The organism is Trebonia kvetii (assembly GCF_007827045.1).
Taxonomy (GTDB): Bacteria; Actinomycetota; Actinomycetes; order Streptosporangiales; family Streptosporangiaceae; genus Trebonia; species Trebonia kvetii.
In genome coordinates, this window is the sequence record NZ_RPFW01000002.1 from 769,491 (window position 1) to 783,027 (window position 13,537).

A 13,537-nucleotide genomic window follows, 5' to 3' on the forward strand; every position below is an offset into this window, starting at 1 on the left:
GCCCTGCCAGCGGCGCAGGTTCGCTGCGAGGCTTGTGAACGGCTGATGCAGGCCGGCAAGCCGGAGGCCGGCGAAGCGGCCGGGAGATCATCCGCACGGTAAGGCCCAGCCAGGCCTTCACTGACAGAGGAGTCCGATGACATGAGCAGGGCGCAGACGGCCGGGCCGGTGTACGCGCTGCTGGCGGACGGCAGCACGGTAGAGATCCGCCCGGCGGGCCCCGCCGACTACGAGGCGATCAAGGCCATGTACGAGGCGATGTCACCGGACAACACCTACCTGCGCTTCTTCAGCATGAGCAGGACGGCGGGCCAGGGCCAGGCGTGGCAGATCTGCCGGGAGCCCGGACCGGGCGACGTGACGCTGCTCGCGCTCGCGGGCGGTCAGGTGGTCGGGGTTGCCGGGTGCAGCCCGGTACAGGCGAATCCGGCGCAGGCAGAGGTGGCATTCGCCGTGGCCGACCACATGCACCACAAAGGCATCGCCACCCTGCTGCTTGAACACCTGGTCGCGCACGCCAGAGGCCAGCACATCACCACCCTGACCGCGCAGACGCTGACCGAGAACACCGCGATGCTCAAGGTGTTCGCCGACGCGGGCCTGCCGGCGCTGCGGAAGGCCGCGGACGGCGTAGTAGGCCTGTCCTTCCCGCTGCCCAGCGGCGTGGCGGGCACCGCCCTTGACAGCTACCTGGACGCGGTGGGCGTGCGGGAGCGCAGCTCGGACATCGCCAGCCTGCGGCATCTGCTCGCGCCGGCCTCGGTTGCGGTGATCGGCGCCAGCCGGCGCGCCGGCACAGTCGGCCGGGCCATCCTGGACAACATCCGTACCGCCGGTTACGCCGGCCGCCTGTACCCGGTCAACCCCCACGCTCGCGAGATCTGCGGCCTGCCCTGCCTGGAATCCCCCGACGAACTGCCCGAACGGGTGGACCTGGCGGTGATCGCGGTGCCGCCCGCGGCGGTCCTTGACGCGGCCGAGCGCTGCGGGCGGCGCGGGGTCGGCGCCCTGGTGGTGATTACCGCCGGGCTGGACGCCGCAATGTCCGCGGACCTGCTGGCGGCCTGCCGCAGGCACGGCATGCGGCTGGTCGGGCCGAACTGCTTCGGCGTGGCGGTGCCCGGCATCGGCCTGGACGCAACCTTCGCCGCCGCCCACCCGCGGCCAGGGACGGCCGGGCTTGTCATGCAGTCCGGCGGGCTTGGCTTCGCCATGGCGAACCAGCTGTCCCGGCTCGGAATCGGCATTTCCTCGTTCGTATCGGCGGGGAACAAGCTGGATGTGTCGAGCAATGACATGCTGCTGTGGTGGGAGGCCGACGGAGTCACCAAGCTCGCCGTGCTGTACATCGAGTCATTCGGCAACCCGCGCAAGTTCGCCAGGACCGCGCGCCGGGTCGCCGCGAAGATGCCGGTGCTGACCGTGCAGGCCGGCCGGTCCGCGGCCGGGCAGCGGGCGGCCGCGTCGCACACCGCGGCGGTGGCGACGCCGCTTGTCAGCCGTCAAGCCCTGTTCGAGCAGGCCGGGATTATTGCCACGCCCACCTTGGGCGAGCTGATCGAGACCACGGCGCTGCTGGCCAGCCAGCCGGTCCCGGCCGGCAGCACGGTCGCGATCGTATCGAACGTCGGGGGCGCGGGCGTGCTCGCCGCCGACGTCTCCACCGAGCTCGGCCTGACCGTGCACCGGCCGCACGGGATGACGCATGACGGGCTGCGCCAGCTGGTGCCGGATGGCGGCGCGGTCGATGGCCCAGTGGACACCACGGCCACCGTCTCCGCCGAGACGTTCCGTCAGGTCCTCGAGCTTACGGCGGCGGACGAGGAGGTCGACGCCGTGATCGCGCTGGTCCTGCCGACCGCGGCGACCGGCGACCTGGTCGCCGCGGTCCAGCAGGCCGACGTCCGGGTGCCGCTGGCCGCGGTGCTCCTCGACCAGGCGGAATCGGTCCGGCTGCTCCCTCGTCCCGAGGGACAGGTTCCGTGCTACGGGTACCCGGAAGCCGCAGCGGCCGCCCTGGCGCGGGCCGCGAGGTACGGTGCGTGGCGGGCCGCGCCGCGTGGCGTGATGCCGGAATTCAGCGACATCAGGGCGGACGACGCACGCGCGCTGATGCGGGAGTTCCTGCGGGCCGGCCCGGGCGGCTGGCTGCCGCCGGAGACAACCGCGGAACTGCTGCGTTGCTACGGCATTCCGCTGGCCGGGCTAACGCCGGCCAGCAACGAGGAAGAGGCCGTCCGCGCCTTCGAGACCGCGCCAGGCCCCGTGGTGCTCAAGGCCGACGTACCGGGGCTCGTGCACAAAACGGACGCGGGCGGCGTCGAACTGGACCTGCGGGACGAAGCCGACGTGCGGGCGGCCTACCGGCGGCTGACGGAACGCTTCGACGGCAGGCTGCGCCGAGTCCTGGTCCAGCCGATGATCGGCGGCGGCACCGAGGTGATAGTGGGGGTGGCGGATGACCACGTGTTCGGTCCGCTGGTGGTGTTCGGTCTCGGCGGCGTCGCCACCGAAGTGCTTGCTGACCACGCGGCGCGGCTGACACCGCTGACCGACACCGACGCGGACACGCTGATCAGGTCGATCAAGGCGGCACCGTTGCTGCTCGGTCACCGGGGCAGCCCGCCGGCCGATCTCGGAGGGCTGCGCGACCTGCTGCTTCGCGTCTCCCGGCTCGCCGACGACCTGGCCGAGATCACCGACCTGGACCTCAACCCGGTCATCGCCGGACCGGACGGAGTGGTGGCGGTCGACGCCCGTATCAAGGCGGCGCCGTACCGGCCGCAGGACCCTTTCCTGCGGCGGCTGCGCTGACGTTCCCACGCTGGTTGGCTGGCAGCTGATCATCCCCGTTCGGACGCAAGCAAGACGGCGGCCACCATCGTCGCCACGGTGATATTGGGGCGGCGCGCACAGAGACCTGCTGGCAGGCGAGCCTGGAAGGGCTCTTGGCGGTTAGTGACCTGCATCAGCGGCGCAGGGACCTTCGCCCGGTGCGGCGAGACGGCGCCGGCGCGAGTCTTGGAAGAGAGGGAACGGGGTTCCCCAATACCGAGGTGACGTCCGATGCCGTGGTACCTCAGGCAGTACCTGCCGCAGCTGCGCGAGGCGGTGGACCGCGCGCCGTCCATCTTCAACCAGCGCCCCTGGGAGCTTGAGCTCGCCGCCGATGACCGGGTGGAGCTCTACCTGGTGGCGAACGACGCGCTTGCCGAGAACGGGCTGCTACGGGAGGCAGTGATCAGCTGCGGCGCGGCCCTGTACAACCTGCGGCTGGCCATCCGCGTGGCAGGCCGGCAGCCGACGGTCTGGCTGCTGCCCGGCCTCAGCCGGGACTCCGGGCTGCTCGATGCGGTGACAGGGGAGCGGACCCTGCTCGCGTCCGTGGAGGTGATGCCCGGTCGCGCGGCCAAGCCGACCAACGCCCAGCAGGAGCTGTACGAGGCGCTCTGGCTACGCCGCACCGACCGCGGGCCCTACCGGTACCTGCCGGTGCCGCCGCCGATCCTGGTCGAGATGGAGATCGCCGCCGCGCGTGAGGACGGCTGGCTCCGTACCCTGTCTCCGGCAGAGTCTAGGCGGGCAAGGCGCGCGGCCATCAGGGCGAGCAGGGAACTCGGCAACGGGCTCGCCGCGCGGCTCTCGGCGGTGCCGGACTCCGCTTACGGTCCGACGCCCGACAATGGGAAGGAGCCGCCAACGCGGCCCGACTTCTGGCTGCCTGAGACGATGGAACGCTTCGAGCGGCATCCGGTCATGATGGCGCTTTCCACCGACGACGACCGGCCGCTCGACTGGCTGCGGGCCGGCCAGGCGCTCCAGCACGCCCTGCTGGCTGGCACGCGCTTCTCGATGTCCGCGCCGGGCGGCCGCAGCACGCCCTACCGTCAGCAGCTTGACTACGGTCCGCTCAACCCGCACCGCCTCCGGCCGCGCCCTGCGGTCCCGGCCGGGTACGCGGTCGAGGCGTCCTTCCTCACCCAGTCACTCGAGCTGGCCGACATTCGCCACCGGGTACGGAACTGGCCATGGCGGACCAGCTACACCGAGGTGCCGCAGATAGTACTCCGCGTCGGCTATGCCCCGGTCGCGCGCGGGTCCGGACCTGGCAGACTGCACATCCCGCCGGTACTGCCGCCCGTCGGCGGTTAGCTGCTCAGCGGGCAAGGCGCGCCGTCGACGGGCTGACCCAGGAAACTGGCCGGGCTCAGGTGAAGATGATCTCACCGCCGGCGGCCATGTCGTAGAACTCACCGACCGTGATGATGTCCTTGACCTGGTCGATCAGGTCCGCCTTGGTGATGCCGAACAGGTCGGCCGAGGCCTTGCAGGCGTACAGGCCGGCGCCCGTGTCGGCGATCATCTCAACGAACTCGGGGATGGAGGGGATGTCGAGCTGCTCCATCTTGTTGTTGAGGTAGTGCGTCATGACGGAGGAGACGCCGGGCAGGCCGCCGGCCCAGGTGGCCAGGTGCAGGCCGGGGTTGCCGACGGTGGCGAGCTTGATGTGCTCGTGACGCGCCTTGTGCACGGCGTCGAGGCCGAAGAAGGTGAAGAACAGGTTCGCCTCCATGCCTTCCGCGCGAGCTCCGTTGGCCATGATCAGGCCCGGGTAGACACCCTCAAGCGAACCCTTGGAGATAATGATGGAGACCTTCTCGATCTTCGCGGACATGTGGCTGTGCTCCTTTTCGCGTGCGGCTCAGACGCAGCCGCGTGGCTTGGGAATCCCGGCGATCTTCGCCGCTTCCTTCGCGGGCCCGTGCGGGAACAGCTGGTAGAGCTCCTTGACGGACACGCCGGAGGTCTTGCCGAGCACGCGGACGGTGGGGCCGGTGCCCTTGGCCTCGTACTCGTGGCGCATGAACTTGATGACCTGCCAGTGCCGGTCGGTGAGCTGGGTGATGCCTTCCTGGCGGGCGATGAGCGGCGCCATGTCCTCGCGCCACTGCGCGGGGTCGGTGAAGAACCCCTCGTCGTTGACGGTGACTGCGGTGCCTGCGTAGGTCACGGTGGGCATGAGCGTCCCTTTCTCTATCTTTGTGACGGCGGCGGGAGGTGCTTGCCTGCCTCCGGCATCAGGCTGCGCACGGCGGGTATCTCCCGCCCGGGCAGCAGCACGTGCCAGTACAGCCAGCCGAACGCCAGCTTCCCCAGGTGGTTCAGGCGGGACTGGCGCAGTAGCGGCAGCCCGATCCGGCCGGGGAATCGCCCTGTCAGGGGCTCCGTGCCGTAGTTGAAGTCGATGAGCAGCGCCTTGCCAGACCCGCTCTCGATGAAGCAGTTGGTGTGCCCGTCGAAGTCCGCGTCAAGCGGCTCGCCCGCCAGGTACCTGGCGATGTTCCGCGCGACGACATCGCCCTCGAAGTGGGCCACCGAGCCCGCCTTGGACGCGGGGATGTCCGCGGCGTCGCCGATCACGAACACGTTAGAGCGGGCCTTGGACTGCAGCGTCCGCTGGTCCACGGGCACGAAGCCGAGCTCGTCGCCCAGGCCGGGTGACCGTTCGACGTAATCCTGGCCGCCGTGCAGCGGGACCACGACCGCCAGGTCGAACGGCACCTCGCGGCCGTCGAAGGAGACGAGCTTTCCGTCAGCGCCTGCCACCTCGCCGGTGTTGAACTCGGTGACCAGGCTGACTCCCTTGTCCTTGAGCAGCCCGCTCAGCTCGCGGTCGCACACGGGCTTCGTGAATGCCCCGTCAAGCGGGGTGACGTAGGTCAGCTCGACCTTGTTCCTGATGCCGCGCTCGCGGAAGTACGCGTCGGCGAGGAAGCAGAACTCAAGCGGTGCGACCGGGCACTTGATCGGCATGTCCATTACCGCTACGGCGAGCCGGCCGCCGTGGAACTCCGCGAGCGCCCGCCGCAGCGCAACCGCGCCGTCGAGGGTGTAGAAGGTGAAGACCTTCTCCATCCAGCCAGGACCAGTGAGTCCTTCGGTCTCCTCTGGGACCAGCCGGGCGCCCGTCGCGATCACCAGCACGTCGTATCCGATGCATTCACCGCCGACCAGCAGAACCTCGTTCCTGTCCAGGTCGACCCGGTCCACGGCGGCCTGCCTGAACGTGACGCCGGAACGGAACTGACGGTGCCGCGGCCGGATCAGGCTGCCCGGCTCGGCCTTGCCGAACGGCACGAACAGCAAGCCCGGCTGGTAGACATGCTCGTCATCGGTATCGATGACGACGATGCCGGCGGCGCTGCGGCCAAGCATGCGGCGCAGCCGGTTGGCGATGAGCGTTCCCCCGGTGCCGCCGCCAAGAACGACGATTGTCTTGCTCATGCTGCCAGGATGCGCCGGGCAGGAGGACCGTCGTAGAGGCCATCGTCACGCCCGGGCAGGGGCGGACGTCCTGGTGACGAAGTGCAGCCCCTCGTCGGCCGCGAGCGAGAAGCCCTCGGGCGTCCCGGGCTCGACGTCAAGGACCACCAGCTCCGGGTGCCACGCACGATACTGGCGGGCGTCCATGTAGAACGGGCAGCCGGCGATCCTGCCGAGCAGGACGTCGCCGGGTCCGGTGAGATACTCCCCCGCGGGGAGGCAGATCGGTGCGCTGCCGTCGCAGCAGCCGGCGGACTGGACGAACATCAGCGGGCCGCGGACGGCCCGGAGGCGGTAGACCGCCTGCCGGGCTGCCTCGGTCGCGATGACGCGTCCTTCGGCGACGCGTCGACCGCCGCGCGCCGCTAGCTGGCGGCCGCCGTGCTCTGCTGCCGTCTGATGACTGATCATCGCGAGCTCCTTTCAGCCGGAACGGCCCCCCGCAGGCCGCTCCGGCGGGAACCATTCGGCCTAGAAGAAGCCGAGCGGGTTCTGGTCGTAGCTGACGAGCAGGTTCTTCGTCTGGCTGTAGTGCTCGAGCATCATCTGGTGCGTCTCGCGACCGATGCCGGACATCTTGTACCCGCCGAAAGCCGCCCCCGCCGGGTACTGGTGGTAGCAGTTCACCCAGACGCGCCCTGCCTTGATGCCGCGGCCGACGCGAAAGGCCCTGCTGCCGTCACGGGTCCACACGCCGCCGCCGAGCCCGTACAGCGTGTCGTTGGCGATCGCCAGCGCCTCGGCCTCGTCCTTGAAGGTGGTGACCGCGAGCACCGGCCCGAAGATCTCTTCCTGGAAGACGCGCATCTTGTTGTGGCCGCGCAACACGGTCGGCTCGAAGAAGTAGCCGTCGGCGAACTCGCCGCCGACAGCGGCGCGGTGGCCTCCCGCGAGCAGCGTCGCCCCCTCGGCCAGGCCGATGTCCACGTAGGAGCTGATCTTGCTGAGCTGCTGTGCGGAGTTCTGCGGTCCCATCATCGTCTGGGTGTCCAGCGGGTCGCCGACCTTGATCTTCGCGATCCTGGCCAGGGCGCGCTCCATGAACGCCTCGTAGATGTCCTCCTGAACCAGTGCCCGGGACGGGCAGGTGCAGACCTCGCCCTTGTTGAACGCGTAGAGGACAAGGCCCTCCACCGCCTTGTCGAGGAAGGCGTCGTCGGCCGCCATGACGTCGGAGAAGAAGATGTTGGGCGACTTGCCGCCAAGCTCGAGCGTGACCGGGATGATGTTCTGCGCGGCGTACTGCATGATCAGCCGCCCCGTGACAGTTTCCCCGGTGAACGCCACCTTCGCGATCCGCGGATTTGCGGCCAGAGCCCGGCCGATCTCCCCGCCGGGCCCGGTAACGATGTTGAGCACGCCAGGCGGCACGAGGTGCCCGATCACCTCGGCGAGCTTCAGGATCGACCATGGGGTCGCCGACGCGGGCTTGATCACCGTGCAGTTGCCCGCCGCGAGCGCCGGGGCGATCTTCCACGCCGCCATGAGGATCGGGAAGTTGAACGGGATGATCTGCCCGACCACACCGAGCGGCTCCTGGAAGTGATAGGCGATCGTCTGCGCGTCGATCTCGGTGATCTTGGTCTCCTGGGCCCTGATGGCCGCGGCGAAGTACCGGAAGTGGTCGGCCGCCAGCGGGATGTCGGCCGCGAGCGTCTCGCGCACCGGCTTGCCGTTCTCCCAGCTCTCGGCGACCGCGAGCATCTCACGGTGCGCGTCGATCGCGTCCGCGATCGCGTTGAGCACCCTGGCGCGCTCGGCCGGTGAAGTCCGCCCCCACTCGTCCTTGGCGTGGTGCGCCGCGTCGAGCGCTGTCTCCACGTCTTCCGGGGTGGACTTGGCCACCTCGCAGATGGGCTTGGCGGTGGCGGGCGCGAGATTCGTCATGTACTGCCCCAGAGCCGGGGACACCCACTTGCCGTCGATGAAATTCTCGTACCGTGGGGATACGGGGACGACGGAGCCCGGCTGACCAGGCTGTGCATACCTCATCTGGACCTCCTGTGACGTGCCTTTTCTCCTGTGTTAGTCCGCAAGCGCGCGGCGCGGCAGGGCAGGACGTCCGCGGGGAAGGGGACGGAAGGCAGCACTTACCCGACAGGGCCGGAAGTCACGCGGCGTACTCGGCATCGACCAGGCGCAGGTGGCGAGCGGTGAACTGGCGCAGTGCGAGCAGCTGGCGCTGGCTGAGCCGGTCGCAGACGCAGTTCCAGTGCATGCTCACCCAGTCCCCTGGCAGCAGCCCGGTGACGAACCCGGCTGCTGCCTGATGCGGCACAGCAGGGCCGTAGCCGAGCACGCGGCCGTCCCAGCACAGCGGGCGGCGCATGACCAGCACCGTGCCCGTCGCCGGATCGGCCGTGATCACCCGGCCCCAGCTGATCCGGCAGCTGTCGAGGACTTGCAGAGACGGCTCCTCGCGCCCCGCGCGCAGCAGGCCCGCCCACGGGTACACGAGGAAGACGTGGAAGCTGTGATGAGGCACGGCGCCGGCCGAGACAGCCAGGGCGATGTGCTCCCAGCCGCGCCCCGCGCGGCCGCGGAACCGCTCTTCGAGTGACGCGCCGTAGGCGGGCATCCGCACCTTGTCCAGCAGGCTGTTGCCCACCCAGTACGCCTCGACGACACGGGGGTCAAGGGCGTCCTCGATCTTGCTGGCGGACGCGATCAGCTCCAGGTAGGGCCACGCGCCCGCGAAGCCGGTCGCCAGCCGCACCAGACCGGGTCCCGTGACGCCCGCCGTGGCGTAGTCGCGCAGCGCGGCGTGGTCGTCAGGTCCGCACAGCCCCCGTTCGTTCGGCGGGAAGGCGTACCGCGCGAAGAGCAGCGGCCCGGCCGTCACGGCACATCAGCAAGACGCGGTTTCCTCGCTGCGAGCAGGACGAGCGCGCCGCCGGCCGCGACGAACAGCAGACCGGACCACTGCGGCGCGAGCGGCTTGCTCCCCGCCTGGAGCAGCGCGGTGATGAGCGCGGCAGGGACGAGCAGCGCGGTCACGTCGATGGCCCTGGCCCTGGCGAGAGCCGCGTACCAGGTGGCGACGTAGGCGGCGAGGATCAGCCCGGTGGCGATCGCCCACGACCACTGGTGCCAGCCGATCGCGGCAAGCGTGCTCCACGGTGTGGTCGCCAGCGCGTAACCGACGAGGATGACGGCGCCGCCGCCCATCCTGGCCGTCGCGACGGTCAGCGCGGACAGCCCCGTGAGCAGTTTTCTCGCGATCACGGTCTCCACCGCCCACAGCAGCGTGGCGGCGAGGATCATCGCCTCGCCGGAACCGGGGCGGATGCCGCCGACCCCGCCGCCGAGGAACGCCAGTCCCAGCATCAGGGCGGCGATCGCTGCCACGTGCCAGGCGCTGACCCGCTCGCGCAGCAGTGGGACGGCCAGCAGCGCTACCCAGATCACGAGCGTCTTCTGGATGAACGCCGCGTCGGGGGACGCGACCCTGGCAAGGCCTTCGAAGAACAGGATGAACGGGACGCTGCCGCCGACGACCGCGACGGCGGCAAGGCCCGCCCACTGGGCCGGCCGGCGCGGGCGGGTGAAACCCTCACGCGGCAGCCGCCGGCCGGCGACGGCGAGCGCTGCGGCAAGAACGACGGCCGCCACGAGGTTCTTCGCCGTGGTGTAGACGGTCGGGCTGCCGAACGCGCGCACCCCGTAGGAGTTGGTGTACACGGCGAATCCGCTGATGACGGCGGCGGCCAGGGCAAGGGTGTAACCGAGGCGAGTTCTCATGGCTGTTCCTGTTCATCATCTTCCTCGTCGAGGATCTGGAGCGCATAGCCGCAGTGAACGAGAACGGTCCGGCCGACGCTGGCTTCCGGGCAGGTCAGCAGGCACGCGGATACCGATCCCTGGTCCGTGCTGACGAGCGCCATGGGCAGACCGTCCTCGTCGCGGACCTCGGTGATAACGCCAACGGTCCCCAGGCACACCGTCGTCACCTGCCTTCCGTAAGCTCGCCAAGGATCTGCCCGGCGACGCTCCGCACCGCGACTTCCGCCTCTGGTGACAACGGTGCACCCAGCTCGTACCCGGCACCCTCGATGCCGAAGCCCGTCAGGCGGGCGGGCAGCCGGCCAAGCGCGCGAGCCAGCTCGATGACATCGGCGAGACTGAACAAGTGGGTACCGCGGTGGGAGAAGTCCCCGCCAAGCGGAACGGCGGCGTCGAAGCGGTACACGCTGCCCGCCGCGCTCCCGGAGCAGATCGCGTCCACCACGTACACATCGGCGTCGCCGTCCCACGCGTCGAGCAGCGCGAGCTGGTCGCCGCCCAACTCGATAACGGCGATGTCTGCCGGGGCGGCGGCCCGGACCTCCCTGGCGACGACGAGGCCGACAGCGTCGTCGCCGCGGTCCGGGTTGCCAATCCCGATGACGAGCGTCATTTGCTCACCTTCCGTCACGGCGGGGTCTCCTGCTCCACGTCAACTGTCGCAGGTTCTACGGCTCTCTTCACCGGGTATCGCTGCCGCTTGCGGCGACCGCCGCGCGCCCCGCCTCGAGGCGGGCGACCGGGACGCGGAACGGCGAGCAGGACACGTTGTCCAGGCCCACTTCGTGGAAGAAGTGCACGGAATCCGGGTCGCCGCCGTGCTCGCCGCAGACTCCGATCACGAGTCCCGGCCGGGCTGCCCGGCCCTTCCTTACCGCGAGTTCGATGAGTTGTCCGACGCCCTCGCGGTCGATCGTCTCGAACGGCGAGACGCTGAAGATGCCTAGCTGCAGGTACTTCGCAAAGAACGCGGCCTCGACGTCATCACGGGAGAAACCCCAGGTCATCTGGGTCAGGTCGTTCGTGCCGAAGGAGAAGAACTCGGCGCTGGCGGCGATCGAGTCAGCGGTCAGCGCCCCCCTGGGCACCTCGATCATCGTGCCGATGGGGATGTTCAGGTGAACGCCCGTCTCCGCCTCGACCTCCCTGAGCACCTTCTCCGTCAGCCCGCGGGCAACCTCCATCTCCTGGACGGCGGCCACGAGCGGGGTCTCGATCTCCGCTCGCGGATCCTTTCCCGCCCGCTTGAGCTGCGCTGAGGCGTGCGCGATCGCGCGAACCTGCATGCTGAACAGGCCCGGGATGACCAGGTCGAGCCGGACCCCGCGCAGGCCGAGCATCGGGTTCTGCTCGTGCATCCTGCGGACCTCGCCGAGCACCCGCTTCTCCCTGGCGGTGGCCTTGTCACCCTCCAGAGCGACCCGGACCGACAGGTCCGTGAGGTCGGGGAGGAACTCGTGCAGTGGCGGGTCGATCGTGCGGATCGTCACCGGCAGGCCGTCCATGGCCGTCAGGATCTCCGCGAAGTCGCCGGTCTGCAGAGTCTCGAGGGCGGCCAGCGCGCGCTGGCGGTCCGCATCGGTCTCGGCCAGGATGAGATCCTCGATCAGCTGGCGGCGCTCGCCCAGGAACATGTGCTCGGTGCGGACTAGGCCTATCCCTTCCGCGCCGAACCGGCGGGCCCGGGCGGCGTCCGGGCTGTTGTCCGCGTTGGCCAGCACGCCCAGCCGGCGCCTGGCGTCGGCGTGGGTCATGATCCGGCGCACCGCGCGGATGAGCTCGCCGTCCTCGCCGGAGCCCGGGCTCAGCTCTCCCTCGAAGTAGCGCACGACGGCGGAGGGGACGACTGCCACCTCGCCCAGGTAGACCTCACCGCTGGTGCCGTCAATGGAAATCACGTCGCCCTCGGCGATCGTGATGCCGCCTGGTGCGGTGAACTTCCTGGCCGCGATGTCCACGTCGAGCTGCTCGGCGCCGCAGACGCAGGGCTTGCCCATGCCGCGGGCGACGACGGCCGCGTGGCTGGTCTTGCCGCCCCGGCTAGTCAGCACGCCCTTGGCGGCGATCATGCCGTTCAGGTCGTCCGGGTTGGTCTCGCGGCGGACCAAGATGGCCGCCTCTCCCGCCGCCGCGAGCTCGACCGCGCGGGCGGAGTCGAAGACGGCGTGGCCCACGGCCGCGCCGGGCGACGCGCTCACGCCGACGGTGATCCTGGCGACGTTGGCACTGGTGTCGAAGGTGGGGAACATGAGCCGGACAAGCTCGGCCCCGGTGACCCGGGTGAGCGCCTCGTCCATGTCGATGAGGCCCTCGTCCGCCAGCTCGGCGGCGATCCGGAACGCCGCCGCCGCGGTCCGCTTGCCGACCCGCGTCTGCAGCATCCAGAGCTTGCCGCGCTCGATCGTGAACTCGATGTCGCACAGGTCCCGGTAGTGGCCCTCCAGGGTGGCCATGATCGACATCAACTCGTCGTAGGACGCCTTGTCCAGGTGCTCCAGGTCTTGCAACGGGACGGTGTTCCGGATGCCGGCCACGACGTCCTCGCCCTGCGCATTCTGCAGGTAGTCACCGTAGACGCCGCGCGCGCCGGTGCCCGGGTCGCGGGTGAACCCGACTCCGGTACCGGAGTCGTCGCCCAGGTTGCCGAAGACCATCGCGACCACGTTCACGGCCGTGCCGAGGTCGGCGGGGATGCGCTCCTGCCGCCGGTACAGCACGGCCCGGTCGGCGTTCCAGGAGTTGAACACAGCCCGGATCGCCAGGTCCAGCTGCTCGCGGGGGTCCTGCGGGAAGTCGCGTCCCGCCTGCTCCCGCACGATCTCCTTGTAGGAATGCGTCAGGTTCCGCAGGTCATCAGCGTCCAGGCCGGTGTCAGACGCCGCGCCGCGGGCCTTCTTCGCGCTGTCGAGCGCGTGCTCGAAGTGCTCGCCGCCGATCCCGAGTACGGTCTTGCCGAACATCTGGATCAGCCGGCGGTAGGAGTCCCACGCGAACCGGTCGTCGCCTGCCTGCTTCGCAAGCCCGCGCACCGAGTCGTCGGACAGGCCGATGTTGAGGATGGTGTCCATCATGCCGGGCATCGAGAACTTCGACCCGGACCGGACACTGACGAGCAGCGGGTCGGCCGGGTCACCGAGGACACGGCCTATCGCCTTCTCGATGACGGCGAGGTGGCTGGTGACCTCCGCGTCGAGCCCGTCCGGCGTCGTGCCGTGCCGCAGGTAGTGCCGGCACGCGTCCGTTGTGATGGTGAAGCCGGGCGGCACCGGAAGCCCCAGGTTCGTCATCTCGGCGAGGTTGGCCCCCTTGCCCCCGAGAAGGTCCTTGAGATCCTTGTTGCCCTCGGCGAAGTCATACACAAACTTTTGCACTGCAAGCTCCCTTACCGCGGCCACGGGTGTGGCTTCAATCTCATTTTCGAACAGGCAGC

Annotated in this window: 12 protein-coding genes; 2 read left to right on the forward strand and 10 right to left on the reverse strand. The window is 69.8% G+C overall.

What is annotated here, in order from left to right:
- The first annotated feature begins 141 nt into the window (after window positions 1–141).
- A complete protein-coding gene (locus tag EAS64_RS12210) occupies window positions 142–2,814 on the forward strand; it encodes a bifunctional acetate--CoA ligase family protein/GNAT family N-acetyltransferase (protein ID WP_145853032.1) in 2,673 nt (890 codons plus the stop codon).
- A 252-nt stretch (window positions 2,815–3,066) separates the two neighbouring features.
- Window positions 3,067–4,152 (forward strand): hypothetical protein, encoded by a 1,086-nt coding sequence (locus EAS64_RS12215; protein ID WP_145853033.1) that lies wholly within the window; start codon window positions 3,067–3,069, stop codon window positions 4,150–4,152.
- 55 nt (window positions 4,153–4,207) lie between these two features.
- Here the strand turns inward: EAS64_RS12215 and EAS64_RS12220 are convergent, their stop codons facing one another.
- From EAS64_RS12220 to ppdK, 10 genes are all read right to left on the reverse strand, one after another.
- Window positions 4,208–4,675 (reverse strand): DsrE/DsrF/DrsH-like family protein, encoded by a 468-nt coding sequence (locus tag EAS64_RS12220; RefSeq protein ID WP_145853034.1) that lies wholly within the window; start codon window positions 4,673–4,675, stop codon window positions 4,208–4,210.
- 27 nt (window positions 4,676–4,702) lie between these two features.
- On the reverse strand, window positions 4,703–5,020 hold the full coding sequence (locus tag EAS64_RS12225) for a TusE/DsrC/DsvC family sulfur relay protein (protein WP_145853035.1): 318 nt from the start codon (window positions 5,018–5,020) through the stop codon (window positions 4,703–4,705).
- Between the two features lie 14 nt (window positions 5,021–5,034).
- Window positions 5,035–6,285 carry a type III sulfide quinone reductase, selenoprotein subtype gene (gene sqr, locus EAS64_RS12230; protein ID WP_145853036.1) on the reverse strand — a complete coding sequence of 417 codons (1,251 nt, stop codon included), beginning with the start codon at window positions 6,283–6,285 and terminating at the stop codon, window positions 5,035–5,037.
- Window positions 6,286–6,330: 45 nt separating this feature from the next.
- Entirely contained in the window at window positions 6,331–6,735 is a 405-nt protein-coding gene (locus EAS64_RS12235) for a DUF779 domain-containing protein (protein WP_145853037.1), read from the reverse strand.
- A 60-nt stretch (window positions 6,736–6,795) separates the two neighbouring features.
- On the reverse strand, window positions 6,796–8,316 hold the full coding sequence (locus tag EAS64_RS12240; protein WP_145853038.1) for an aldehyde dehydrogenase family protein: 1,521 nt from the start codon (window positions 8,314–8,316) through the stop codon (window positions 6,796–6,798).
- Window positions 8,317–8,434: 118 nt separating this feature from the next.
- A complete protein-coding gene (locus EAS64_RS12245) occupies window positions 8,435–9,166 on the reverse strand; it encodes a DUF6390 family protein (protein ID WP_145853039.1) in 732 nt (243 codons plus the stop codon).
- A complete protein-coding gene (locus EAS64_RS12250; protein WP_145853040.1) occupies window positions 9,163–10,065 on the reverse strand; it encodes a DMT family transporter in 903 nt (300 codons plus the stop codon). The genes EAS64_RS12245 and EAS64_RS12250 overlap by 4 nt, the downstream gene beginning before the upstream one ends.
- Window positions 10,062–10,274 carry a HypC/HybG/HupF family hydrogenase formation chaperone gene (locus EAS64_RS12255; RefSeq protein ID WP_145853041.1) on the reverse strand — a complete coding sequence of 71 codons (213 nt, stop codon included), beginning with the start codon at window positions 10,272–10,274 and terminating at the stop codon, window positions 10,062–10,064. The genes EAS64_RS12250 and EAS64_RS12255 overlap by 4 nt, the downstream gene beginning before the upstream one ends.
- Window positions 10,271–10,738, reverse strand: coding sequence for a hydrogenase maturation protease (locus EAS64_RS12260; RefSeq protein WP_222849243.1), 468 nt, complete (start codon window positions 10,736–10,738; stop codon window positions 10,271–10,273). Before EAS64_RS12260 ends, EAS64_RS12255 begins: the two co-directional genes overlap by 4 nt.
- 49 nt (window positions 10,739–10,787) lie before the next feature.
- On the reverse strand, window positions 10,788–13,478 hold the full coding sequence (ppdK, locus tag EAS64_RS12265) for a pyruvate, phosphate dikinase (RefSeq protein WP_222849244.1): 2,691 nt from the start codon (window positions 13,476–13,478) through the stop codon (window positions 10,788–10,790).
- Between the last annotated feature and the right edge of the window lie 59 nt (window positions 13,479–13,537).